Below are 25487 nucleotides of genomic sequence, written 5' to 3'. Positions count from 1 at the left end.
TTTTCAGAAGCCCAACTTCTCTAAAAAGAGGCTTTTTTTAGTAGGCTTGCACCAATTTTTTAAACTCCCCTTCGCGAGCCGCAATATCTTGGGCTGAAAGATTGATGAGCCTTTCTGTGCCAAATTTTTCTACACAAAAAGAAGCCATTGCCGAACCTTTCAATACTGCCTGCGACATCGTAACAAAATCTACCTTGTCTTGCTGTGCCAAATAGCCAATGAAGCCGCCTGCAAAGGTATCGCCTGCACCTGTGGGGTCAAATACCTCTTCCAAAGGCAGGGCGGGTGCGAAAAAGATTTGCCCTTCGCCGAAAAGCAAAGCCCCATGTTCGCCTTTTTTGATGATAAGATAGCGCGGTCCCATGGCTTGAATCTTACGCGCTGCCTTCACCAAAGAGTATTCGCCTGAAAGCTGTCGCGCCTCTTCGTCGTTGATGGAAAGGACATCTACTAAGGCTAAGGTTTCTTTGAGCGCGTCTAATGCCGTATCCATCCAAAAATTCATCGTATCCATCACGATAAGTTTGGGACGTTTTTTGAGCCGTTCGATGACGGTCTTTTGTACCTGTGGAGCTAAATTTCCCAACATCAAATAGTCGCAGGTTTGGTAGGATTCGGGTAGGATAGGGTCGAAAGAACCCAAAACGTTTAGCTCTGTGATGAGCGTATCGCGGCTATTCATATCATTGTGGTAGCGTCCCTTCCAAAAGAAAGACTTTTCGTCCGCCTTGATTTGTAAGCCTTCGGTATCTACGCCATGCTTGCGCAAAAGCTCGATGTCGGCTTGTGGAAAATCATAACCTACTACTGCCACTAATTGAATGGGCTTGACAAAGTAGGAAGCCGAAAGGCTGATGAAAGTAGCTGCGCCCCCAATGATTTTGTCGGTACTGCCGAAAGGTGTTTCGATAGCATCAAAGGCTACCGACCCTACTACTAATAAACTCATAGAGATGGATTGGTGAATAGTTTTTAAATCGCGAAATTACAAAATTCTATCGACATTTTAGCGACATTTTACTCGTCTTAGCCCTCTTCTGTTTTCTGAATCACTACCGACACGCTGGCATCACCTGTTACATTGACAACGGTACGGCACATATCCAAAATCCTATCTATGGCAAAGATAAGATAAATCCCTTCGGAGGGAATCCCTGCCTGCTCTAAAACGACGATAAGCATTAAAATTCCTGCCCCCGGTACTGCCGCCGCCCCTACCGAAGCAAGTGTGGCTGTGAGTAAGATGCTCAACTGCTGGGCAAGGCTCAAATCCATGTTATAGACCTGTGCAATAAAAATGGCGGCTACGCCCTGATACAAACTTGTGCCGTCCATGTTGATGGTTGCACCCATAGGCAGGACAAAACTGCTCACTTCTTTTGAAACGCCTAAATTCTTATGCACACACTCCATCGTTACGGGCAGCGTAGCAGCACTCGAACTGGTAGAAAATGCCAACATCTGGGCAGGCAAAATGCCTTTGAGCAATATCATAGGCGATTTGCCTGCTAAAAAGAAAACCATCAGCGGATACACTATCACGACCATCATCAGCAAGCCGCCCACTACCACTAAGGCATACGTGCCTACACCCTTCATAATCTCTACGGCTTTTTGCGGCTCGTCCCCTGCAAAATCTACAATCAGATACGCCATCAGCGCAAAAACCCCATAAGGCGCACCGCGCATAATGACTTCCACCATTTTTATCACCACATCATTGAGGGCATCAAAAAGGGCTTTCACAGGGGCTGCCTTTTGGCTGTCAATCATCAGGAGCGCAACGCCAAAAAGAGCGGCAAAAAAGATGACTTGCAACATGTTCCTATTTTCTGTCGCCGCCTTGATGATATTTTCAGGTACGATATCTACCAAAGGCTGCAAGGGGCTACTTTTCTGTGTTTCCTTAGCGGCATCTTGGCGTTTGGCGGTTTCTTGTGCAAATTGGGCGGCAAATTGGGCGCGTCTTTCTTCGGGAAAAGCCTTTCCTGGTTGAAAGACATTTGCCAAGACAAGCCCTATCGAAATGGCGATAACTGTCGTGGCAATATAAAGCCCCAAGGTTTTGAGTCCCATAGAGGAGAGTTTGGCAATGTCGCTAAGGCTGCTAATACCTTGTACCAAAGAGATAAAGACCAGCGGAACGGCGACCACTTTGAGCAAATTGATAAAGACCGTACCGAAAGGTTTTATCCAATCCAAAGCCCAAGCACTAAGGCTTGCATAACTCAAAGATAAACCTACAATCACGCCCAAGACCATGCCTATAATAATTTGCCAATGCATCGGGATTCTGTTCATAATGCGTTTTGTGTTGTGGGTAGAATAAAGAAAAAAACGGCTTTTTAAAGGCTTTTCAAAAGGCAGCAAGAGAGCCAAATCTATGTAAAGTAGCTACTCGAAAAGCACAAAAAAAGATTGAAAAGACTGCAAATTACGAAAAAAAAGCCAGACCCGACCAAAATTTGTCGCTTTTAAAGGCAGCAATTTTTCGTATCCAAAAGGCTAAGCGGCTTCAAACGGCTTAGGCTTTGAAGTCTGTTTTTTAAGTTAGGCTTCGAATTTGAAAATTAGAAAAAAAGACACTTCTTTTGTGGGTAGAATAGGGGAAGCGAAAGGCTTTTGCGTCTTACAACAAAGGCACGTTCAAATCCACCCCTTTATGAAGAAACAATATGCAAGAAGAATTACTATTAGCCCTTTTAGTGCGCTATTTTAAAAATGAAACTACCGAAGCCGAAACCGCCCAACTCTTGGCGTGGCTTGCCGAATCGCCTGACAACGAGCGACTTTTCAAAGCCTATCAAGAAGTTTGGGGGCAGACGGGCAAGCTCTACAATAGTTACACGCCCGACGTAGTACGCGCTTGGCGCAGATTTGAAAATCGAATCGCGCAGCAAGAAGCAGAAGCGCAGGTAGCGCGTCAGAAAACGGTACGCCTTTGGAAACAAATCGCAACTTGGGCGGCAGCCTTATTTATCGGAATAGCCCTCGGACACCTAAGCACACGCCTTTCGCACTCTGATACGCCCCTTGCGCAAGCCGAAATGCAGGTGGTACAAAGTGCAGACAAAGCCCTGATTTTATTGGCTGACGGCACAAAGGTTTGGCTCAATAAAAATTCCAAACTTACCTATCTTTCTGATTTTCAGCATGATAGGAAAGTAACCTTAGAAGGGGAGGCTTTCTTTGAAGTCCAACGCGACGAAAATAGCCCTTTCAGAATCCAGAGTGGCGAGGCACTGACTACCGTTTTGGGAACGTCTTTCAACATTCGCGCCTATCCACAAGAAAAGGAAGTGCGCGTAACGGTAGCCGAAGGCAAGGTAGAGGTCAGAAAAGCGCGTGGTTTTGATACCCAAACGAAGCCACAGACGCTAACGGCAAATCAAGTCGCGATTGTTTCGCCAAGTGCAGACGCGCCAGTGGTACAATTAGAAAACAAAAACCTCAATTATCTTTCGTGGAAGCATAAAAAATTAGTGTTCGAAAATCGCCCTGTGGGTGAAATCATAGACTTGCTTTCCGAAATTTATCAGATACAAGTAATGGTGAGCAATCCCGAAATTCGCAACTGCCAATTTACAGGCACTTTTGAAGAAAGCCAACCTTATGAAATGTTGGAAGTCATTGCTTATTCTTTGAATTTAGACCTCAAAGAAAAAGGTAAAAAATATTGGATTACGGGCAGCGGCTGTCCTGCCCTCTAAGTCTTTTAAAAAAACTGAAACTTTAATCAAAAACAAAACTATGAAGCTATCAAAAATAGCCCTGCTACTCCTATGCCTTTATGCAAGCCTTTTTAGCCCTTTGGCGGCGCAGCAAAGCGATTTGCTAAATCAAACCCTGACCCTGCCTTTTGCCGAAGCAAGTTTGAAAGATTTTTTACAATTTTTGCAAAAAGAGCATCAAGTCAAGATTTCTTATAGCGATTCTTATTTGCCTTTGCAGGCTAAAATTCGCTTCGAACCCCAAAAAGCCACCCTCGAAAACTTCTTCGAGCAAATCAGCACCCAAACGGGCATCGAGTATAAATGGCTCAATAAACAAATCGTTTTGAAGACAACCCCCGAAAGCCGAAAAAGGCAGCAAGATTTGGAGCAAAAAAAGCAATCCGACCAAAAGCCAACGCTACAAGAATCAAAAGCAAAGGCGAAAAATAGGTCTGAAACGGCTTCTGCAAGCCAAAAAATAGAAATGGAGGCTGCACTTGAAAAGGAGCAAAGAGCCGATAATCAAGCTGATACAGAAGCTAATACGCAGGTGCAGCCTTTGGATACGCTTACTGCAACAACAGAAAATAAGCAGCAAGAAAGCGAAAGCAACGCTTTGGATACTTTGCAAGAGGCAGCAAATCAAAACGCGCTCGATTCGCTTCCCACAACTGCACAAACTTCTGCAAAAGAACGCCCTTTTCAGTTTTCTTTTTTCTATCCTTTGGCTACCAATGGCGTAGAAAGTCCGCAATACACCAATCGCTTTTCTTTGAATTTGCTCTATGGCAGAAATGGGGGCGTAAAAGGTTTCGAGGCAGGTGCTTTCGTCAATACTTTGCGCGATAGCTTGCAGGGTTTTCAGGCTGCTAGCTTTACCAATGTCGTTTCAGGCAGCAGCAAGGCTTTTCAAGCGGCAGGCTTTCTAAATGTGGTAAAGGGTTCGCAAAATGGTTTCCAAGCGGCAGGTTTTGCCAATATCGTAGGTCAGAATGTCAAGGGACTGCAAGCGGCAGGTTTTCTAAATATAGCTGGCGGCGATAGTTTGCAAGGTTTTCAGGCGGCAGGTTTTATGAACAAAGCCAAATATGTGCGTGGCGTGCAGGCTTCGGGTTTTATCAATATCGCCAAAAAGGTAAAGGGTAGTCAAATTGGTTTTATCAATATTGCCGATAGCGTTTCGGGCGTAGCGATAGGTTTTATCAACATCATCAAAAATGGCTACACGCGCTTTGAGGTTTCTACGGGCGACATTTGGCACACCCAAATTTCATACAAGGCAGGTGTGCGAAAATTCTACACCTTCGCGACGGCAGCGATTCGCTTCGACGACCAAATCAGTTGGGCAGTAGGGGCAGGCTTGGGTTCGCAGGCGCGTCTGATGCCCCATCTTTATTTAGGGGGCGAACTTTTGGCAATGCAGGTAAATGAAAGACGCGCGTGGTCGGACGGTTTGAATACTTGGCTACAATTTCGCCCTTCGCTGACCTATGAATTTGGGAAACGTTTTAGTGTTTTTGCAGCCCCTACCCTGAATTTGATGCTTTCTAACCGTTATGACAACGAAACGGGCAAATATGGTTCTTCGCTGCCCAAAAATCCATTTTTTGAGAAAAATTATGAAATAGATAGTTGGTATGAAGAACTCAATATGAAGGCTTGGGTAGGATTTTCTGTGGGTATTTTGTTGTAGTTTTTTGTAAAATGTCTTACATTTAATCCGTTTCAAACAGTCAAATCCGTAAAATCTGTGTTCTAAAACTATTCGGGCGCGGATTTTACGGATTTAACGAATGTTCGCGGATTTTTTTATTTACTTTGTAGCAAATCCATTACATTTCTAACCATATTAGGAGAACCAATATAATAAGGCGTGCGCTGGTGCAAAGCTATGGGCTGAATGTCTAAGATGCGATTTTTGCCGTCGGTAGCCAAGCCGCCCGCTTGTTCGGCAATAAAAGCTAAGGGATTACATTCGTACAAAAGACGCAATTTGCCTTGTGGCGATTTGGGAGTGGCAGGATATAAAAAGATGCCGCCTTTGAGTAGGTTTCTATGAAAATCAGCAACCAAAGAACCGATATAACGTCCCTTAAATTGCTGCGTTTTGCAGTGATTGAGGTAGTTTTTTACACCCTCTTCGAAATCGTGGTAGCTACCTTCATTACAAGAGAAAATCTTGCCCTCTGCTTTGGTCTGAATAAGGGGATTGGAAAGTAGAAATTCGTCAGCTTTGAGGTCGTAAGTAAAGGCTTGTACGCCTTCGCCTGTGGTAAGGACAAGGAGCGTGGAAGTGCCATACAAAACATAGCCCCCTGCTACTTGCTCTGTCCCTGCCTGCAATAAATCGGACAAAGTAGGGGTCTGATTGGTAGGCGTTTTGCGCCTATAAATAGAAAAAATTGTACCGATAGACACATTGACATCAATATTCGACGAGCCATCGAGCGGGTCCATTGCCACCACATACTCTGCACCATCATTGCCTGTCAGGATAATGCCTTCGTTTTCTTCCGAACCAATAAGGGCAATCAGTCCGCTTTTGGTAAAAGCCTCGATAAAGCGATTGTTCGCAATGACATCTAACTTTTGTTGCTCTTCACCTTGCACATTTTCTGTACCAATAGCTCCTAAGATGCCTGCTAATTCTGCCCTATTGACATCCACATGCACGAGCTTGGCAGCCTGCGTGAGCGCATCAAGGATAAGTGAGAGGTCGGAAGCCTGCGGTTGTGTTTTTTTGTAGAAAAATTCACCCACCGAAAGGGGCGAGGAAGCCGTAATAAGCATAATATTTTGCATTTGAAGGTAAAATGGACATCGTCAAAGCACGTACTCCGAAAGGAAAACTTCTGTTCGAGGCGAAGCGAACAGGCTTTTGTGTAATACTTACAAAAACTTTGCAAAGTTACGTCTTTTGCCGCATTTCTATCCTCATTTTCAGAAAGAAGTTGTCGCTTTTCATTTTTGTAGCATAGAATAGGTGAAACAAAACAATAGATTTGACCAAAAACAAAGAAAGGGCAACGCAGTTTTTGATGGTAGGAATGAATGGCGAATTTGGGAAACAAGATAAAATTGGGTATGTTTGGAGAGGTGAAATGCGTTTTGCAAATTTTATCTCAAAATAAGACAGTTATTTATTTTCAGAGTTCAATCTTATTGACTCAAATTTCCGATTATATCGTTCTTTTAAAATTCAAAATCTAAAACAATGCCCGCTATTACTTCACTTACGGCACAAACGCCTGCCCCCGATTTTGAGGGCAAAGACCAAAATGGCAATTTGATTAAATTAGCCGACTACAAAGGGAAAAAAGTGGTGCTCTACTTCTATCCCAAAGATGACACTTCGGGCTGCACTGCCCAAGCCTGCGATTTGCGCGATAATTTTGAAGCCTTTGTTGAAGCAGGCTATCAAATTATTGGGGTAAGCCCTGATGATGAAAAATCTCATCAAAAGTTTATTCAAAAATACAACTTACCTTTTCCGCTTATCGCTGATACGGATAAGACCATTCACAATCTCTACGACGTTTGGCACGAGAAAAGTATGTATGGGAGGAAATACATGGGAACGGCACGCACTACTTTTGTGATAGACGAAAAGGGCGTGATTGAAGAGGTCATTACCAAAGTCAATACAAAGGCGCATGCTGCCCAAATTTTACCCAAGACAAAGTCTTAACATTGTGCCTGCAAATCTCTTTTACGGTCTTATGCCCTAAAAGAGATTTGCTTTTTTATTATTTTTCAAATATTATCTTTTCAAAATCAAAGCTGAAAATGATACAAAAAAAAGAATTTATCCTAACAAACAAAACAAGCCAACGCCCTTTTGCCTTCGACCTGACCTTTTCGGATTCGCTTTCTACACAACCCTTGCTTATCTTTTTACATGGCTTCAAGGGCTTTAAAGATTGGGGCGATTTTTCGCTTTTGAGCGATTTATGGGCGCAGGCTGGCTTTTTTACGCTCAAAATCAATTTTTCTCATAATGGCACTACCCCCGAAACGCCTCTTGATTTCACCGATTTAGAAGCCTTCCGAAAGAATACATTTGCCAAAGAAATTGAAGATATAAAAACGGTTTTAGATTTTATTTTAGAAAAAAAAGCATATCAAAATTACATCAATCCCGACCAAATTGCGCTTGTAGGGCATAGTCGCGGCGGTAGTACGGCTCTTTTGTATGCTTTGCAAGATGAGCGCATTTCAAAAGTTGTTACTTGGGCAGCCGTAGGCGATTTAGTGGGGCGTTATTTCAATTCGGCTGCACCCGATTTTGAGGCTTGGCAAAAAGAAGGGGTGAAATTTGTCCTCAACGGGCGCACAGGGCAGAAACTACCCGTAGGTTTTGATTTGTATCAAGATTATTTGTACCAAAAAGAAAAAGGAAATATTAACTATGATTTGAAAAAATCTATTGCAGATTTAAAAATTCCCATCTTGCTTTTGCATGGCGACACCGACGATTCAGTTCCCCTTACCGAAGCCCAAAATCTGCAACTTGCGCAGCCTGCCGCCGAACTTTGTATCATAACACAAGCCTCTCACACTTTTGGCATGCAGCACCCTTCTGAAAATGAGAGCCTCCCTGCTGCCGCCTTGCTTGCAGCCCAAAAAACGGCGATTTTTCTAAAAAAATAAAGAAGGTGCAAGATTCGAAACCAAGTAAAAGCGGCATAGGATTTGAGTAAGATTAAGCCTAACGCTAACCTTTCTTTATCAGAATGACCTTAAAACACTTCTTTTCTTTCGCGCTTTTAGTCGCGATTTTTTCTTTTTCTTTCCAAAGTGCGAAGGCACAAACGACTTACACTTGGGAAGATTATAGTTTAGAATTTACTGTGCCTGCGGGCTTTCAAGAAACTGCCAATAGTGGCGAAAAATTTGAAGGCAAGAGCGATAGAGCGGGTATCTTTCTTTTCGGACTTTATCCTTTGAGTGATGCCTCTATCACAAGCGATAATTTGGCTGATATGTTGGTAGAATTAGCCGCCGAAACGGGCATGGAAGTGGGCGAGGCAGAAGCCATCTCTTTCAACGGTTTTGAAGGTTATTATGCCGAAGGCGAAATAGAGGGCGTGCCTACCTTTTTTGCCTGCATGCTCGACCCCGAAGGCGAAACAAACTTCATTATCTCAATCCTACACAACAACGCTACCGATACAGCCGTCAAGATTGTAACAAGTATTCACAAATTGTAAGCGTTTTTGGTAAAAATGAAATGCGATTATAGGGCTAACCGTTTGCAAAAACGAGTAGCCCTATTTTTTTGTCGAAATGCGTGAAATTAGGAGTGGTGAAAAGTTGCACAGAGGCTGCTTTTGCCGCGTTTTAAAAATTTTTTAGCGTTTTTTTTGGATTTTTCCGTCTATGTGAAACTTTTATAGCTGCCCCTACGTTAGGATAGTGTAGAAAAAACACTTTGAAGTTTGCCTACCATTGGCTTACGCTTGGATTCGTTTTTTTCTCAAACTTTTCTCAAACTGTTTTTCCAAATTGCTTTTTTCAAGTTGCCTTTGTTGCTGCTTTTTATTTTTATTTTCCAAAACCCTAACCCGTCATTTATTATGGGATATTCTAACTGGTCAGATGATGCCTACAGCCACCTCAAATCGAAACGCGCCAATGCGAGCCGCGACGATATTTTTGTGAATAATAAGAAGGGAGCTGCTTCGCCCCGCATGTCGCCGCTCAATCTCAAATTTAGAGAGAGTCGTGATTCGGAAGCGCACCCCGAATCCTTAGCCATTGGGGTATTTTTAGATGTTACAGGCAGTATGGGGCGTATTCCCGAAGTGCTGGTACGCGAAAAGTTGGGCAAACTCATGAACACGCTCATTACGCATGGCATTGCGCATCCGCAGCTATTGTTTGGTGCGATTGGCGACCACATTTCCGACCGTCATCCGCTACAAATTGGGCAGTTTGAGAGCGGCACAGACGAATTAGACCAATGGCTTACTGAAATTTACATCGAGGGCGGCGGCGGCGGACAGGTCATGGAATCTTACACCTTAGCTTGGCTTTTTGCGGCGCGTCATACCTCCATCGATTGTTTTGAAAAACGCCGTCAGAAAGGTTTTGTCTTTACCATTGGCGACGAAGCGGCTTGGGATACAATTTCTACCGACCACCTTAAAAGCCTGATGGGGTATGCACAAGCCGACAGCGTTACTGATAAAGAGCTATTGGCAGAGGCAGAGCGCACGTATCACGTTTTCCACATACACGTCAATGAGGCTTCCTATAAAAATGACCCGCGCGTGTTGGGTTATTGGAAAAATATCTTAGGCGAAAGGCTCATTATCCTCAACGACCATGCGGCTATTGCCGAAACCATTGCCACAACAGTAGCCGTTATCCATGGCATTGATGCCAAACAAGTATTAGCAGCTTTTGACAACAAAACCGCCAATACGGTGAGTGAAGCCTTAGTGAATATCAACAAAGGTGGGGCTTCTTCGAAGGCAGGTACAAATAAAAAGGGTATTTTCAAGTTTTAAATAAGTGTAAAATAAATCTCATTTTTTATACTTATTTTTCAAAAACGGCAGGCACTACCAAAGGCGTAGTCCTGCCGTTTTTTTGTGCAATCTTTGAGAAAAAAGCCTCAAAGAGGTGTTTCTGATGGTAGCCTACCCAAAAAACAGCGTAAAACTAACACTTTGCGTTAAAATTTGTTCCTTAGTCGGGGGCGCAAGGTATTTGGCTTTTGGGCTTCTCTTGGTCTTCTTTTGGGCTTTCTTTTCGTACCTTTGCCTCTGTTTTTTTATCCAACCCCTTATTTTTCTTTCAAGATGGCAATTCCAACTCCCCCTTCTGCTCATGCCGAGCTAAACCTCCCTACCCTAACTGCCTCTGTTTGCGATTTGGTGCGAAAGGTGGGCGATTTTATCCGCCTCGAAGCCCTTGCTTTTGGCAAGCATTTGGTAGAGGAAAAGAGTTTTAATAGTCTTGTGTCTTATGTAGATAAAGAAGCCGAGCGACTTTTGGTAGAAGGCTTGCAGGTCTTGTTGCCACAGGCGGGTTTGATAGCCGAAGAAGGCACAGGGGAGCGCAAAGAGGAGAGCTATAATTGGATTATTGACCCCCTCGATGGCACTACAAATTTTATCCATGGGATTCCTATTTATAGCATCAGCATTGCCTTAGCGAAGGTTACGGCGGCGCAGTCTGATAATGCGCCACAACTTTTAAAACAAGAACTGCTTTTAGGAGTTGTCTTAGAGATTGGGCGCAATGAATGTTTTTATGCCTATCAAAATGGGGGAGCTTGGCTCGATGGTAGCCCCTTGCGTGTATCCGACGACAAAATCTTAGCAAAAGCCTTAGTAGCGACGGGCTTCCCTTATGAAAATTTTGTCAAGATAGAGGCTTATATGAACCTGCTGGCGCATTTTATGAAAAACTGTCATGGATTGCGACGTTTAGGGTCGGCAGCCGTAGATTTGGCATATGTGGCGGCAGGGCGTTTCGAGGGCTTTTTTGAGTACAATCTCAACCCTTGGGACGTGGCGGCAGGGTCGCTCTTGGTCAAGGAGGCAGGCGGTATTGTTACCGACTTTGAAGGGGGGCAGGACTTCGTCTTCGGGCGTGCAATTTTGGCTGCCAATGCCCACCTCCATGCGCAGATGCAACGGCTCATTGCCGATAGTTTTTTGCCCCTCTAATCGAAACAAAGTTCGAAACAAAGTTCGAAACAAAGTCAGAGCCTTCCAATCATAAAAATCAAAATCATACCTTACAAATGGACAAACCGAAGCCTTCTTTTTCTCTTTCCGACCTACAAAATCCTGATTTTGAAAATCCCATCGATAAAGATAAAATTGCAGAAAATCCTGCCTTTTTGCCCTACGCCCATCAGGTGGGAAGTGCTGTTATCAAGCCTACTAAAAGGGGTGTGATAAAGGCACGCGCCCTTAGTGCTATGGAGGAGCAAACGCAGATGCAGCTCGACCAAATCAAAGCACAAATAGATTTGCTTGCACAGCAGGCACGCGGTTTGCAGGAGCGTGCCTTGATTTCACAACTTATTTATGAGGCTGAAATGAGTTTTGAACCCCTCATTTCGCATACATATAGCCTCTATCAGCGCAAAAATGGCGTGTATGTTCTCTCTATGATTGCCCCCGAACAGTGGAATAAACTTCCTTTTACCTTTATTGCCAAAGTGAAGCTATTGGCAGACCACACATGGCAGGTAGTAGAAAAAGGCGATTTTGAGCAGTTTTGGGCGCAAGCACAAGCGCAATAGCGAGGCAAGGCAATCGAGAAATACAAAAAAGCGAGGTGTTTTTCGCCCAAATGCACTTTTTGATAGATAAAAAACGATAAAAAATTAGAAAAGTGCAAAAAGTGCCTCGATTTTTGCTTATCTTTGTGTGAAAGCACCATATTATTGATGGCATAAACGCATGGAAACTCACGACAAGCCCCTATACAACCTTTTGTACGTAGATGACGAGGAGAGCAATTTGCGCATTTTTCGTAGCTCCTTCAAGCGTCATTACAATATTTTTACGGCAGCCTCTGCCGAAGAAGGGATTAGAATTTTAGCCGAGCAGCCGATTCATCTTATCATCACCGACCAAAAGATGCCAGAGATGACAGGTGTTGAGTTTTTGGAGCGCATCTTGCCCGACTACCCAGAGGCGATTCGTATTATCCTGACAGGATATAGCGATGTAGATGACATCACACGTGCCATCAATCGCTGTGGCATTTATCGCTACTTGGTCAAGCCTTGGAACAAAGAGGAGATGGTACTTACCCTTGATAAAGCCTTAGAAACTTACCAACTGCGCCAAGACAACAAGGAACTCTTGCAGGCTCTCAAACTTGCCAACGAAGATTTGGAAGAAAAGGTACGCCTGCGCACCCAAAATCTTATCGCCGCCAACGACGAACTCAAACGCGCCAAAGAGAAAGCCGAAGAAGCCTCCAAAGCCAAAGAGCAGTTTCTTTCTATGATGAGCCACGAAATTAGAACGCCCCTTAATGCCATTATTGGCGTTACTAATTTGCTTTCACAGATGGAACTGACGGCAGACCAGCGCGAAAACACCGAAATACTTTCTTTTTCTGCTAAAAATTTGCTTAATCTTATCAATGATGTCTTAGACCTCTCTAAAATCGAGGCAGGAAAGATGGAGTTGGAAGAATTAGAATTTGACCTAAAAGCACTACTGACCAATCTGACCGAAAGTTTCAAACATAAGGCAAAGGAAAAAGATTTGCAGATAAAACTTCATATTGATAAAAATATTCCTGCTTTTTTGATAGGCGATTCGGTGCGTTTGAGTCAGATTGTGAACAATCTGATGAGCAACGCGCTCAAATTTACCGAAGAAGGTTATGTTCAACTTACGGTTCGCCTTGCTAAAAACTTCGACGAGTCGGTAGAAATTCTTTTTGCCGTCAGCGATACGGGAATTGGGATAGAAAATGATAGATTGCAAAGTATTTTCGAAAACTTTTCGCAGGCAGGCAAAGACATTTCGCGCAAATATGGCGGCACAGGGTTGGGATTAGCCATCACCAAGCAGTTGGTAGAATTGCAGGGGGGCAGCATTTCGGCGATGAGTACGCCTATGGTCGGCTCTACTTTTAGCTTTCAAATTCCCCTGAAAAAGGTCTTGATGCGAGAGGAAAAAAACACCAACTTACTTAGAAAGGAACAAACGCCAAATCCTATCGAAATGCCTCTTCGTTTGGAAGGCGTACAGGTTTTGGTAGTGGAAGATAACCGTGTCAATCAGACTTTGGCACGCAAGTTCCTAACTAATTGGGGGGCAGAGGTTACTTTGGCTGAAAATGGCAAGCGTGCCTTAGAAAAAATGGCGCAGATGCGCTTCGATATTATTTTAATGGACTTGCAGATGCCCGAAATGGACGGCTATGAAGCCGCTATTCACATCAGGCGCAATGAAAGCCCTTTGGCTCAAATTCCAATTATTGCACTAACGGCTTCTACCCTCACCAAAGAGCGCGAAAGGGCTTTTCAGGTAGGCATGAACGACTATATCACCAAGCCTTTTGACCCTGCCGAACTCTACAAAAAAATCGTACAATATACGATACAAAAAGCCGCCCCAGAGCCGACAGAGCAAGCCGAACAGGAGTTAGATGTGAGTTATTACCAAAATTTGGCAGGAAAAGACCGCGATTTTTACTTAGAACTCTTAGACCTAACAAGCAAAGAAATTGCACTTTTTCGACAGGAACTACAAGAAGCCTTTGATAGCGCACAAGTAGAGATGCTTCGCTTGGCGTATCATAAGATAAAGGCTACCCTGCGCTGCCTGAAATTAGACTGGGAAGAGCCAATTCAAAACCTTAGGCTTCTGCTTCAAACCCAAATAGAAGACCCTAACAATCCCGAAAATGCACAAAAAGCAAAAACGGCTTTCGAGCAGCACAACCGCGATTTGGTGCAGATTCTACAAAGTTTGGAAGCCGAACAGCGTCAAATTATTATCAAGATGGATAATTCTCAAATAGACAACCGCTTTTTGAGAAGGGTATAAACCTTGTTATCAGACACAAAAGAAATAGTATTGAAAAGATGCTATTTCTTCTTTTGTTTCAATTTTTCTACTTCTTTGATGGATAAGATTGAGAAGATAAGAAGTGCTTTGGGTAAAAAAACTTGAAGTCAAATTTTCCTATTAGTCGTCTTCTGCTGCTATTTCTTATTCATTGAGCGAATTTTAGCCTTGCGAGGGGGGATTTGTGTGTGCAGAATAGTCGGCGGAAAAAGCGATTTTTTCGCTTGAAAAGTAGCGTTTTTTTGCTATTTTTGTAGTATCTTACCCTGCAAATCCAAGATTTGCCCTACTGATAGGGCAAGGGGAGCGTTTTTGCTTTATAGGAGAAGGCTTGCAAACTGAAAGCCTTCCGCGGTCTTTCTAAACTCAAAATTTTGAAATTTTTTCACAAAAAAATGAATAAATTACTGTTAAATATAGTTTTTCTTATGATAATAAATAGTATTTATTCACAAGAAGTAAAATATAGACTAATTGTTAAAGATACTTGTAATAATACCTATGATGTACATTATTTTTACTGGATATACAAAGATACAATTGAATTGCAGAACTCTATTCAACCAAGTGTAGATATTATTACTGGTTTTTCAACCTTAAAAGATACAGGTACATATTACTTATCTGAGGGATACTATTATGGTGCTGCTGATAAAAATCCTTTTCATAAAATAAAAATAACTAATTTTGGTTTAATAAATGATACAATAATACTAAATAATCTTCAAGAAGTAACTCTTTTTAGCAATCCTCCATTTACAGAATATCTATGTTGTGGTAAGAGGTGTAACGGATTTGAATCTACCTACTATCAGAACGGGAAATTAAAAATGCAAGGGAAATTTAGTAATGGTCAGCCAATCGGTGATTTGACTAAATACTACTATTCTGGAAAATTAAAGGAGAGGCACACGTTTAAAAAAAAACATCGTATTTATAGATACTATGATTTAGATAATGAGGAAGTTAACACTATTTTAGATGTAAAAATTAACAAATACCCGTTTTGGGTTTTCAAGAAGAAGATGAAGCACGACTCAAGCGGCAACAAGTTATATGAAGTATCAAGGAACAGACGAATTGAATATTTTATAGACGGACGTGTAAAAAGTAAGCTAAAATGGCACAAAAAATTTATTCAATCAGATTCTTTTTGGAATTACTTGTTTTTTTGGAAAAATAATCATGTACATAAAAGTAAAAACAAAAGTGATTATATAATTAAATACAAAGAATTTAATAAAGAAAATGAGTTGATTTTAAAAACAAAATCACATGCTTATTATAAAGATAAGCATTACTGTTTTGAAACATACTTAGATTCATCTTGGATTATTTACTATATAGAATATGATAAAAATAAAGTTGCTAAAAAAATAGAAAATGTAAATATAAACATATTAAAAAAATAACATGAAAATAAAAATACACATAATTAAAAAAATATAAAAGTTATAAAAAAATACATATTATCAATGGAGCAAATCTCAACCTCTTAGGGCGCAGAGAATCACGTCTATACGGCATTCTTGTTGGGCGTAGCGTCCTAATAACCAAAAAATAAACCAAATGTTCGTCTGCTACTAAGCCTCATTAATCCAATTTCTTAGCTTTGCGGGGCTGCTGCCATTAAAACGTCGACAAAATAGCATTTTGCATCTGTTTGTTGCTATTTTTGTAGTATATTAAGTGCTAACGTAAAATTAGTCGATATTTTACGACAAAGGATTTATCTTTCTAAAAGATTGCTATACAGGTACTTATACTAAAAACGGACTAAAAGTCCGTTCTACAGTAATTCTGTCCTACTGCTCACAACGCAAATCTTAGATTTGCTATTGATAGGTCGCAATCGCAGACTACGCCCAGCAGGGGAAGTCATTTTGATAGTCAATTTGAATCGTTCCCATGTTGTTAAAAATTGTCTTTTTCTTGTTTCAATTTTTCTACTTCTTTGATGGATAATCCTGTGAGTTTGGCTACCTTTTCGATAGAAAAGCCCTCTTCCAGGCAAGCCAAAGCTATTTTAATGCTTGTTTTTATCTCCCCTTTTTTTTCTCCTTTCTCTAAACCTTTTTGTAGCCCTTCCTCTAACCCTTTTTCCTCTCCTTTTTTAAAGAGGAAGTCATTTTGGTAGTCAATTTGAATCGTTCCCATGTTGTTAAAAATTGTCTTTTTCTTGTTTCAGTTTTTCTACTTCTTTGATGGATAATCCTGTGAGCTTGGCTACCTTTTCGATAGAGAAGCCCTCTTCCAGACAAGCCAAAGCTATTTTAATGCTTGTTTTTATCTCCCCTTTTTTTTCTCCTTTCTCTAACCCTTCCTCTAACCCTTTTTCCTCTCCTTTTTTAAAGAGGAAGTCATTTTGGTAGTCAATTTGAATCGTTCCCATGTTTGTTTTTTGAATTTGGTGGTTAATGATTTCAACTAAGCCTGCATTAAGGCGTAGGCGTGCCAGCGTGATGAGTTGGCGGACGTACTTATTTAACGCAGTTTTGTGGTGTTTTAGTTGCGCAAGGCGCGTTAAAATTTTATTAATGACCGCTTCTGCTTTCTCTTGTCCAAAGTCAGCCAAAATAGCCATAACGACTTCTTCGGCGTATTGGGAGGCTATCAATTCTTGATAGGAATACTTGTAAAAGGATTTGAGTTCGAAACCCCTATAAATTTCTTGTGGCTCTAAGCGGTTGCGCATTTTGCTTTCGGTGTCGCCTAAAAAATAAACGACTTGTTTAATCGGAATTTTGTATTTTTTATGTAAAATTGCATGATATTCTTGCATACGCAGTACCATGTCGGGTTCGTCTTGGCTCTGAAATTCTAATTGCAGGATAAAATCTTCGCCTGCTCGCGTCCTGATTTTGAGAATGTAATCTGCCTCTCGCTCTAAGGTAGTTTGTAATTTATCCTTTATTTCTTCATAAGAATCTATTACAAAACCTAACTCTCTTTGTGCAAAATTAAGAACGTAAGATTTGATGTTCTCTTTCAAGATTTTATCATAGGCGCGACTTTCCGTTTTTTCATTGTCGGAAGTGGGTGAAAGCGGTTTCTTTTTGGTCATCTTTGAGCCAATATTTCATAAAAGAATAAATTTATGCCAAGTACAAATTGAGGGCGGCTTCTAACAAACCTTGCTTTTTCAAAATAAGTTGGGCGGCTTCTCGAAAAGCTCCCTCGCCGCCTGCGGATTTGAGAACCACTTTGACCTCTTGTAAGACCTGCTCGTTTGCGTCGGCAGGGGCAAAACTTAGCCCTACGCGCCTTAGTAGTGGCAAATCGTTCCAATCATCACCAATATAAGCAATTTGCGTGTCATCGAGTTGGGTAGTTTTTTTAATTTGTTCATAAATTTCTAATTTATTTTTGATGCCATGAAAATGAAAATCAAAATTTAATTCCTCACACCTTTTGCGCACTACTTCCGAATTTCTGCCCGTTATTACCCCTACGCGAATCCCCATTTTTTGTAACGGGCGCACTATCAACCCATCTTTTACATTAAAACGCTTGTATTCTTGAAAATTGTTGTCGTAAATGATGCCACCGTCGGTCAGAACGCCATCTACGTCTGTGAGGATAAGTTGAATATTCATATTAAAATTTGAAAATTTTTTATAGAATTTTTACAAAAATAAATAAAAAGAACCTATAAGGTTTTAAGTCTTATAGGTTCTTTTCGGTAGGAATTTAGGCTATTATTTTCAAAAGGTAATAATTTTTCTTGCCTTTTTGTATCAAAATATACTTGCCTTGTAGCAAGTTTAGGTCGAGGGCTTGATTGGGGTCGGTGATTTTGTTTTGATTCAAACTCACGCCGCCGCCCAGAATCATTTTTCGCGCTTCTCCTTTGGAAGGGAAAATTTGCTTTTCTAATTGGGTAGCCAAAAGTTCCAATACGTTGGGGGCAGCCTCGAAATCCTGCTTACTTACTTCCAAGTTGGGTACATCTTTGAAGACTTCCAAAAGCGTATTTTCATCTAATTTTTCCAAAATTTCGGTAGTTGCCTTGCCAAATAAAATTTCGGAGGCTTCGATGGCTTTTGCTAAGGCATCTTCCCCATGCACCATTTTTGTAACTTGGGCAGCCAATTCTTTTTGCAATAAGCGCAAGTGAGGCGTGGCTTTGTGTTCGGCTTCCAAATTTTCTATCGTTTTTTGGTCTAAAAGTGTAAAGACGCGAATCATACGTGGTGCATCTTCGTCTGCTACATTGAGCCAAAATTGGTAGAATTGATAAGGCGAAGTTTTTTGTGCATCGAGCCAGATATTACCGCCTTCTGATTTGCCAAATTTTGTTCCGTCGGCTTTTGTAACCAAAGGACAGGTGAGGGCAAAAGCCGAGCCGCCGCCAATGCGACGGATAAATTCCGTTCCAGAGGTAATGTTGCCCCATTGGTCGGAGCCGCCCATTTGCAACTTCACGCCTTTATTTTCATACAACCAGTAAAAATCGTAAGCCTGCAAGAGTTGGTAAGAAAATTCAGTAAAAGAAAGTCCTGTTTCAAGCCTTTTCTTAACCGAATCTTTCGCCATCATATAATTGACGGTCAGGTGCTTGCCTGCTTCGCGCAAAAATTGTAGAAAAGAAATATTTTTAAACCAGTCGTAATTATTAACTACTTCGGCGGCATTTTCACCTTCAAAAGAAAGAAATTGGCGCAACTGTTTGGTGATACAGGCTTGGTTGTGTGCAAGTGTGGCTTCGTCTAAAAGGTTGCGCTCGGCAGATTTGCCCGAAGGGTCGCCAATCATACCCGTTGCGCCACCTACTAAGGCGATAGGCTTGTGTCCTGCTCGTTGCAATTGCACCAAAAGCATGAGCGTTGCCAAATTGCCGATATGAAGCGAATCTGCCGTAGGGTCGAAGCCGATATATCCTATTGTAATTTCTTTTTGCAACTGCTCCTCTGTTTCAGGGGTCAGGTCTTGCAACATGCCGCGCCAACGCAGTTCCTCAATGAGATTGTGTTTCATGAAATTTTCTATCTTTATGTTTTCAAAGTTTAGATATGAACCAAAACCCTAAGTGCCTTCCAGACGCTTAGGGTTTAAAATTACGCGCTCCCTGATAGCTTTCACAACCTTATTTAAGGTCTGAAAAGTCGAAGGTTTCGAGGAACTTGGTCGTGAAATTCCCTGCCTTAAATTGTGGGTCGTCCATCAATTTGAGGTGGAACGGAATCGTGGTTTTGATGCCTTCAATGACAAACTCCTCTAAGGCGCGTTTCATTCTGACGATAGTTTCCTCGCGCGTCTGCCCTACGGAAATGAGTTTGGCAATCATAGAATCGTAGTGGGGTGGAATGACATAGCCCGCATAGACGTGCGAATCTACACGGATACCGTGTCCGCCCGGAATGTGTAGATTTGTAATTTTGCCCGGCGAGGGTCTGAAACCATTAGCGGGGTCTTCGGCATTGATTCTACATTCGAGGCTAAACCTTTTGGGATAGTAATTTCGCCCCGACATGGGTAGCCCTGCGGCTAATTTGATTTGCTCTTTTACTAAGTCAAAATCCGTAACTTCTTCGGTTACGGGGTGTTCCACTTGGATACGGGTATTCATTTCCATAAAATAGAAATTATTATACTTATCCACTAAAAACTCCACTGTTCCTGCACCTTCGTAATTGATAGCCTTTGCGACTGAAACAGCGGCTGCGCCCATTTTGTCGCGCAATTCGGGGGTCATGATAGGCGAAGGCGTTTCTTCTACTAATTTTTGGTGGCGGCGTTGGATAGAACAATCTCTTTCAGAAAGGTGGCAGGCTTCTCCCTTTCCGTCGCCGAAGACCTGAATTTCTACGTGTCGTGGTTCTTCCACGAATTTTTCTAAATACAGACCGCCATTTCCGAAGGCTGCGGTCGCTTCTTGGGTAGCGTCGTCCCAAGCTTTTTTAAATTCGGCTTCTTCTTTGATAAGGCGCATGCCTCTGCCGCCGCCGCCTGCTGTGGCTTTAATCATGACGGGGTAGCCAATTTCTTTGGCAAGTTGCATGCCTTCTTCTGCCGACTTTAAAAGTCCTTCCGAACCGGGTACGGTAGGCACGCCTGCCGCTTTTACAGTGGCTTTGGCAGTAGATTTATCGCCCATCTTTTCAATCATTTCGGGCGAAGCACCAATAAATTTGATGCCATGCTCCTGACAGATAGCCGAAAATTGCGCATTTTCCGAAAGAAAGCCATAGCCTGGGTGAATGGCATCGGCGTTGGTGATTTCTGCCGCTGCAATCAGGTGGGGCATATTGAGGTAAGATAGGCGGCTGGCGGGTGCGCCAATACAGACCGCTTCGTCGGCAAAGCGGACGTGTAGGCTCTCTTTGTCGGCGGTGGAATAGACGGCGACGGTCTTGATGCCCATTTCCTTGCAGGTGCGAATGATACGAAGGGCAATTTCGCCGCGATTGGCAATGAGTATTTTTTGAAACATGGGACGGTTCGGTCGTTGGGTCGTGCAATGAATCGGGGTGCGAAAAAGCACCAAAGAAAAAAGAGGGCAAAGGGTCGCTTTGCAAAGGGCGCGAAAGGGGCTTAGGCGGGGTCGACTAAGAACAAGACTTGGTCGTATTCCACAGGCGAGGCATTTTCTACCAACACCTTGACCACTGTTCCGCTTACATCTGACTCAATTTCATTAAAGAGTTTCATTGCCTCGATGATGCAAATGGGCTTTCCTTTTTCAATCTTGCTGCCCACTTTGGCAAAAGGCTCGGCTTCGGGGCTTGAAGCGCGATAAAAAGTACCTATCATCGGCGACTTGACCGCAATGTAGCGGCTTTCGTCTGTGGTGGCGGCTTTTTCGGCAGCAGCAGGGGCAGCCGTTTGGGTAGCAGCCACAGGTGCAGGTGCTACGGGAGCAGCCGCAAGGGGAGCAGCCATCTGCATGGGCGCACTCGTCATCACCACGTCGGCGTTGCGCTTGATGCTAAGTTTGAATTTTTCCGTTTCGATATTGACTTCTGCCAGCCCTGTACCAGCGATAAAGTCTATTAAATCTTGGATTTCTTTGGGTTGTAAATTCATGGCGTTGGGAAGATTAGTGTCAAGACTATGATTTTCAAGACTATGTTTTTGGGGTGCTTTCTTTTTGATAGACATAGCAAAAGAGATTAAAAGTAAGCCATCAAGCGAACCCATCTGAAAGGTATCATTGCTACGTTTCGAACCTTCAAAAAGACCTTGCAGATAGGCTCGCGCCTTTATGTCAATGGTTGCGCTATAAAGGCGTGCTTATTACTTGCGCACACGCTCTACATACGAACGTTTTTCGGTGTCAATTTTGATGACATCGCCTTCGTTGATAAAGAGTGGCACTTGAATTTCTGCTCCCGTTTCTAAGGTCGCTTTTTTGGTAGCATTGGTCGCTGTATCACCTTTTACGCCCGGCTCGCTATACGTAATGGCAAGCTCTACGTGTGAGGGCAATTCACAGGTGAGGACTTCTTCATTTTCGGCATTGACCATCATTTCTACAATTTGCCCCTCTTTCATAAATTCCGAACGCTCTACCATGTGTTCAGGCACATAGACCTGCTCGAAGGTTTCGTTGTGCATAAAATTAAAGCCCTCGCCCTCGCGATAGAGGAACTGATAGGGGCGGCGTTCTACGCGCACAGTCGTAATTTTATGACCTGCCGAAAAGGTATTGTCAATGACGCGCCCTGTCTTGACATTGCGAAGTTTGGTGCGCACAAAAGCAGGTCCTTTGCCCGGTTTTACGTGCAAAAATTCTGTAATGATAAAGAGGTCGTTGTTATGTACGATGCAAAGTCCGTTTCTGATATCTGCCGTCGTTGCCATAAGATATGGAGTATAAAGGGAATAAGGCTTTTGTAAAGAAAGAAAGGATATTTGAGATTTGAAAAAACAAAGTAGTATGGCTAAGTCTTTTAAATCTGACAAATAAAAAGCAGCGACAAGAACCGAAAACAACCAGCGACATTGCCCCTTTTAAAAGGTGAGAAAAGGCGCGTGTGGCTCTCGATTTGCCTTTGCTTGATAGATTGAGGGGCAAAGCTACAAACTTTTTTCGAGATTTTATTTAAAATCAGCGAATTGCACTTTTACGACAAAAAACTGCAAAAATTAGTATGCCCATTTGAGATAAGCTGCACCCCAAGTGAAGCCGCCACCGAAAGCGGCTAAAACTAAGTTGTCGCCTTTTTTAAACTGTGATTCAAAATCCCAGAGGCAGAGGGGAATAGTGCCGTTGGTGGTATTGCCGTAACGTTGGATATTGATAAGTACCTTATTCGGATTAAGCCCCAAACGCTCCGCTGTGGCATCTATGATGCGCAAATTGGCTTGATGAGGTACTAAATAGGCTATTTCGTCTGCACTAAGTCCGTTGCGCTGCACCAGTTCATACGAGGTATCTGCCATGTTTTTTACGGCGTGTTTGAAGACTACCGAGCCATGCTGCGTGACGTAATGTTCTTTATTGGCTACCGTTTGGGTAGAAGCGGGGTAGCGGCTGCCGCCTGCTTTCATGTAGAGAAATTCCGAACCTGCGCCGTCGCTACGCAAGATATGGTCTATAAGTCCGTTGCCTTCGGTGTTGGCTTCTAAAAGGACTGCTCCTGCGCCGTCGCCGAAGATGACGCAAGTTTGGCGGTCGGTATAATCGATGATAGAGGACATTTTATCTGTGCCTACGACGATAATTTTTTTGAAAACGCCTGTTTCTATAAATTTGGAGGCTGTTGTCAGGGCAAAAAGGAAGCCCGAACAAGCAGCCATGATGTCGTAACTCAAACAGTCTGCTGTGCAGCCGATTCCTTGCGCAATCAGATTGGCTGTGGCGGGAAATACCATATCGGGGGTAGCCGTTGCGCAGATAAGCATATCGATTTCTTTGGCATCGGTTTGTGTTTTTTCCAAAAGCCCCTTGGCAGCTTGAATACCCATGTAAGACGCGCCTAAGCCTTCGCCTTTGAGCAGACGGCGTTCTTTGATGCCTGTGCGGGAGGTTATCCACTCGTCTGTGGTGTCGACCATTTTTTCTAATTCGGCATTGCTAAGTACGTACTCAGGGACATAGCCCTGCACACCTGTAATGGCGGCTTGAATTGGTTTCATATATCGTTTGTGGGTCTTGCTTGCGAGATGCGTTGAGAAAATGAGCAGACGCTCGTCTTGAAGGGGCAATTTAGGAAAGACTGCCTCAATTCACAAATTTAGCACAAAAACAAGTCCCCAAAGGGGCTAAGTTTTTTTACATCTAAAAAATATTGTTTAACTTTGTAGCGTACCCCAAAGGCTGTGTCTTTGTGCTTGTTTTGCCTGCTCAAAAGTGTTGGTAGGCGTTCAAAACAAAGCCTTTTTCACAATCAATGCCTCTGTATGGCACTCCTTTTCTATTTTTTCTAATATGTTTCAATCAAATGCTTTTCTAAGACAGTGAATAAGATAAAACTCGAAATTTTTGCCCTCTCGTCCAGCCAATCGCAGCAGGATAGCTTTGCGTTGGTCTTAGGTGAAATTAGCGGAAAAGAGCGTCGCTTACCTATTATTATCGGCAGGTTCGAGGCGCAGGCAATCGCCATGGAGTTGGAAAAGATAGAGCCGAAACGCCCCATGACCCATGACCTTTTCGCTGCCTTGGGGAAAACTTTTCATTTCACTATCGAGGAGATTGTCATTACGGGAATGGAAGAAGGTATCTTTACCGCGCTCATCTTCTTGAAAGATTTTCGCAACGGCGAACAGTACCAGCTCGATGCGCGTCCCTCCGACGCTGTCGCTTTGGCTTTGCGCTTCGATGCCCCCATTTATGCCGAAGATAGCGTCTTAGAAGAAGCGGGCATTGTACCCACCGAAATTAGCCGCGACGACGATGATGATGACGAAGAGGACGGCGAGGAGGAAGAAATGGCATTGATAGGCTCGAAAGAAGAAGCAAAAGAAGAGATTTCTACCAATCAACTTTCCAATTTGAGCAAGGAAATGTTGGAGCAACTTCTACAAAAAGCCCTTGAAGAAGAAGACTACGAAAAGGCGGCTAAAATCAGAGATGAAATGCAGCGCAGGGCTTAGGCTACTCACGCCACTTTCCTGCTTGCGTGCTGAAAAGAGCCAACTATGTGCTATCCAAATCGGCAAACTTTACAAAAAGGCATGGACGAAACCCCTATCCCCCAACCTGCACACAATTTTTCCGCCCCCAGCGAAATTCAGCAGCATTTAAGCCAGATTAAACGCTTAAAAGAAAAAATACAGACCACACAACGCGATTTAGACCAGACCAATCAGTTAGTCAAGACGCAACTTTTACCCATCATAGAGCGTGTGGCAGAACAGAAAGAAGCCCTCCTCGATATCTTGATACAAATGGCGGAAAGCAAAAGGCTACCTACTTCTGAACGCCAGTATCTGCATAATATCATCTGTGCCAAAGCCGAAGAACTCATTTTTAGATACGGTAGAGTCGAGGCTGTGCCGATATACCGCAAGTATCAGAGCCAGATAAAGCCTAAAAATAAAAAAGAAGCGACCCTTTTTGAGAAATTAAACCAAAAATTTGAAGAAACAATAAGCCAACTTTTTGAAGACGACGCGCCAAAACGGGCGCAGCAGGAAGCCTTTTCAGAAAGAAAACAGAGCCGCCGCCCTACCCAAGAAACAGACCCAGAAACAGACAAGGAAACAGACAAGGAGGCAGACCAAGCGGGCTACAAAATAGGCGAAAAAGTAGGCGACCAAGCCCAAGCAGCCCAACAACTGATGCGTAAGATTTATACACAACTTGCCAAATCTTTGCACCCCGACAAAGAACTTGATGCCGAGCGCAAAAAGGAAAAAAACGACCTGATGCACGCCCTTACACAAGCCTATCAAAAGCAAGATTTGTTCGTGCTTTTAGAGATGCAGCAAAAATATGGCGATTGGGCGCAGCAAAACACAACCCCCGACGCAGCAGAACGCGACCCCCAAAAAGAGATGGACTTGCTTCTTCAACTTCTCAAAACGCAGCGCAAAAACCTCGAAGGCGAACTTCTCAACCTTACCCAAGAGGGGGCTTCGGGCGCATTGTATCAAGAATTTGGCACCAACCCCAAAGAGGTAAAACGCAATATCCGTCAGAAAAAGGAGGAATTAGTTGCCGAACTTTTGAAGATGAAAGAAGAAATTATGGCGGCTTCGGAATATCACCAGCTTTTGTAAGAAACTTTGTAGGAAATTTTTGTGGCAATTTTTGCAGTGCAGTAGCATCGAG

25 protein-coding genes are annotated in these 25487 nt (G+C 42.9%); 14 read left to right on the top strand and 11 right to left on the bottom strand.

Features of this window, described 5'->3' with window-relative positions; translation table 11 throughout:
• Positions 1–37: 37 nt before the first annotated feature.
• Entirely contained in the window at positions 38–949 is a 912-nt protein-coding gene (locus tag G500_RS0111335; RefSeq protein ID WP_027002639.1) for a PfkB family carbohydrate kinase, read from the bottom strand.
• Positions 950–1026: 77 nt separating this feature from the next.
• Positions 1027–2301: a dicarboxylate/amino acid:cation symporter gene (locus G500_RS0111330; RefSeq protein WP_035757252.1), complete on the bottom strand. Its 1275-nt coding sequence runs from the start codon at positions 2299–2301 to the stop codon at positions 1027–1029.
• 374 nt (positions 2302–2675) lie between these two features.
• Between G500_RS0111330 and G500_RS0111320 the strand changes: the two genes are divergently transcribed.
• A complete protein-coding gene (locus G500_RS0111320; RefSeq protein WP_027002637.1) occupies positions 2676–3710 on the top strand; it encodes a FecR family protein in 1035 nt (344 codons plus the stop codon).
• A gap of 40 nt (positions 3711–3750) precedes the next feature.
• Positions 3751–5406 carry a hypothetical protein gene (locus tag G500_RS0111315; protein WP_027002636.1) on the top strand — a complete coding sequence of 552 codons (1656 nt, stop codon included), beginning with the start codon at positions 3751–3753 and terminating at the stop codon, positions 5404–5406.
• Between the two features lie 116 nt (positions 5407–5522).
• On the opposite strand, the gene fbp is transcribed toward G500_RS0111315, so the two are convergent.
• On the bottom strand, positions 5523–6515 hold the full coding sequence (gene fbp / locus G500_RS0111310; RefSeq protein WP_035757166.1) for a class 1 fructose-bisphosphatase: 993 nt from the start codon (positions 6513–6515) through the stop codon (positions 5523–5525).
• A 200-nt stretch (positions 6516–6715) separates the two neighbouring features.
• Here fbp and G500_RS26465 point away from each other — a divergent pair, with 200 nt between their 5' ends.
• From G500_RS26465 to G500_RS26575, 10 genes are all read left to right on the top strand, one after another.
• Positions 6716–6844: a hypothetical protein gene (locus G500_RS26465; protein WP_281169325.1), complete on the top strand. Its 129-nt coding sequence runs from the start codon at positions 6716–6718 to the stop codon at positions 6842–6844.
• Between the two features lie 83 nt (positions 6845–6927).
• Entirely contained in the window at positions 6928–7401 is a 474-nt protein-coding gene (bcp, locus tag G500_RS0111300) for a thioredoxin-dependent thiol peroxidase (RefSeq protein ID WP_035757163.1), read from the top strand.
• 98 nt (positions 7402–7499) lie between these two features.
• Complete coding sequence (locus tag G500_RS0111295; RefSeq protein ID WP_027002633.1) at positions 7500–8363, top strand: alpha/beta hydrolase family protein; 864 nt, start codon at positions 7500–7502, stop codon at positions 8361–8363.
• An 83-nt stretch (positions 8364–8446) separates the two neighbouring features.
• A complete protein-coding gene (locus tag G500_RS0111290) occupies positions 8447–8923 on the top strand; it encodes an amidohydrolase family protein (RefSeq protein WP_027002632.1) in 477 nt (158 codons plus the stop codon).
• Positions 8924–9289: 366 nt separating this feature from the next.
• Positions 9290–10225 carry a hypothetical protein gene (locus tag G500_RS23295; RefSeq protein WP_051203536.1) on the top strand — a complete coding sequence of 312 codons (936 nt, stop codon included), beginning with the start codon at positions 9290–9292 and terminating at the stop codon, positions 10223–10225.
• Between the two features lie 294 nt (positions 10226–10519).
• Entirely contained in the window at positions 10520–11392 is an 873-nt protein-coding gene (locus G500_RS0111280; protein ID WP_051203533.1) for an inositol monophosphatase family protein, read from the top strand.
• 77 nt (positions 11393–11469) lie between these two features.
• Positions 11470–11976, top strand: coding sequence for a DUF2452 domain-containing protein (locus tag G500_RS0111275; protein WP_027002630.1), 507 nt, complete (start codon positions 11470–11472; stop codon positions 11974–11976).
• Positions 11977–12136: 160 nt separating this feature from the next.
• Positions 12137–14248, top strand: a complete 2112-nt coding sequence (locus G500_RS25075) for a response regulator (RefSeq protein ID WP_051203478.1) — start codon at positions 12137–12139, stop codon at positions 14246–14248.
• A 416-nt stretch (positions 14249–14664) separates the two neighbouring features.
• On the top strand, positions 14665–15681 hold the full coding sequence (locus G500_RS0111265) for a hypothetical protein (RefSeq protein ID WP_027002629.1): 1017 nt from the start codon (positions 14665–14667) through the stop codon (positions 15679–15681).
• A 50-nt stretch (positions 15682–15731) separates the two neighbouring features.
• Positions 15732–15833: a type II 3-dehydroquinate dehydratase gene (locus G500_RS26575; protein WP_154657143.1), complete on the top strand. Its 102-nt coding sequence runs from the start codon at positions 15732–15734 to the stop codon at positions 15831–15833.
• Between the two features lie 350 nt (positions 15834–16183).
• Here G500_RS26575 and G500_RS0111260 read toward each other — a convergent pair whose 3' ends face one another.
• The 8 genes from G500_RS0111260 to G500_RS0111225 all read right to left on the bottom strand — a co-directional run bounded on the left by G500_RS0111260 (position 16184) and on the right by G500_RS0111225 (position 23350).
• Positions 16184–16426, bottom strand: coding sequence for a hypothetical protein (locus G500_RS0111260; RefSeq protein WP_035757160.1), 243 nt, complete (start codon positions 16424–16426; stop codon positions 16184–16186).
• A 4-nt stretch (positions 16427–16430) separates the two neighbouring features.
• Positions 16431–17333 (bottom strand): RpnC/YadD family protein, encoded by a 903-nt coding sequence (locus G500_RS0111255; RefSeq protein WP_027002627.1) that lies wholly within the window; start codon positions 17331–17333, stop codon positions 16431–16433.
• A 31-nt stretch (positions 17334–17364) separates the two neighbouring features.
• Positions 17365–17865 (bottom strand): KdsC family phosphatase, encoded by a 501-nt coding sequence (locus G500_RS23285; protein ID WP_035757157.1) that lies wholly within the window; start codon positions 17863–17865, stop codon positions 17365–17367.
• 94 nt (positions 17866–17959) lie between these two features.
• Positions 17960–19246 (bottom strand): tyrosine--tRNA ligase, encoded by a 1287-nt coding sequence (tyrS, locus tag G500_RS0111245; protein ID WP_027002626.1) that lies wholly within the window; start codon positions 19244–19246, stop codon positions 17960–17962.
• Between the two features lie 109 nt (positions 19247–19355).
• Positions 19356–20702: an acetyl-CoA carboxylase biotin carboxylase subunit gene (accC, locus tag G500_RS0111240; protein WP_027002625.1), complete on the bottom strand. Its 1347-nt coding sequence runs from the start codon at positions 20700–20702 to the stop codon at positions 19356–19358.
• Positions 20703–20803: 101 nt separating this feature from the next.
• Positions 20804–21295: an acetyl-CoA carboxylase biotin carboxyl carrier protein gene (gene accB / locus G500_RS0111235; RefSeq protein ID WP_027002624.1), complete on the bottom strand. Its 492-nt coding sequence runs from the start codon at positions 21293–21295 to the stop codon at positions 20804–20806.
• A 210-nt stretch (positions 21296–21505) separates the two neighbouring features.
• On the bottom strand, positions 21506–22072 hold the full coding sequence (gene efp, locus G500_RS0111230; RefSeq protein WP_027002623.1) for an elongation factor P: 567 nt from the start codon (positions 22070–22072) through the stop codon (positions 21506–21508).
• A gap of 285 nt (positions 22073–22357) precedes the next feature.
• The gene (locus tag G500_RS0111225; RefSeq protein WP_027002622.1) at positions 22358–23350 is read right to left on the bottom strand and encodes a beta-ketoacyl-ACP synthase III; all 993 of its coding nucleotides are present in this window, start codon (positions 23348–23350) and stop codon (positions 22358–22360) included.
• A gap of 321 nt (positions 23351–23671) precedes the next feature.
• Between G500_RS0111225 and G500_RS0111210 the strand changes: the two genes are divergently transcribed.
• Complete coding sequence (locus tag G500_RS0111210; protein ID WP_027002621.1) at positions 23672–24307, top strand: bifunctional nuclease family protein; 636 nt, start codon at positions 23672–23674, stop codon at positions 24305–24307.
• An 81-nt stretch (positions 24308–24388) separates the two neighbouring features.
• Positions 24389–25435: a hypothetical protein gene (locus G500_RS0111205; RefSeq protein ID WP_027002620.1), complete on the top strand. Its 1047-nt coding sequence runs from the start codon at positions 24389–24391 to the stop codon at positions 25433–25435.
• Positions 25436–25487 lie beyond the last annotated feature (52 nt).

Source organism: Hugenholtzia roseola DSM 9546, assembly GCF_000422585.1.
Taxonomy (GTDB): domain Bacteria; phylum Bacteroidota; class Bacteroidia; order Cytophagales; family Bernardetiaceae; genus Hugenholtzia; species Hugenholtzia roseola.
Note: the sequence above shows the minus strand (reverse complement) of the source record. Positions and strands in the feature narration are given on the sequence as shown.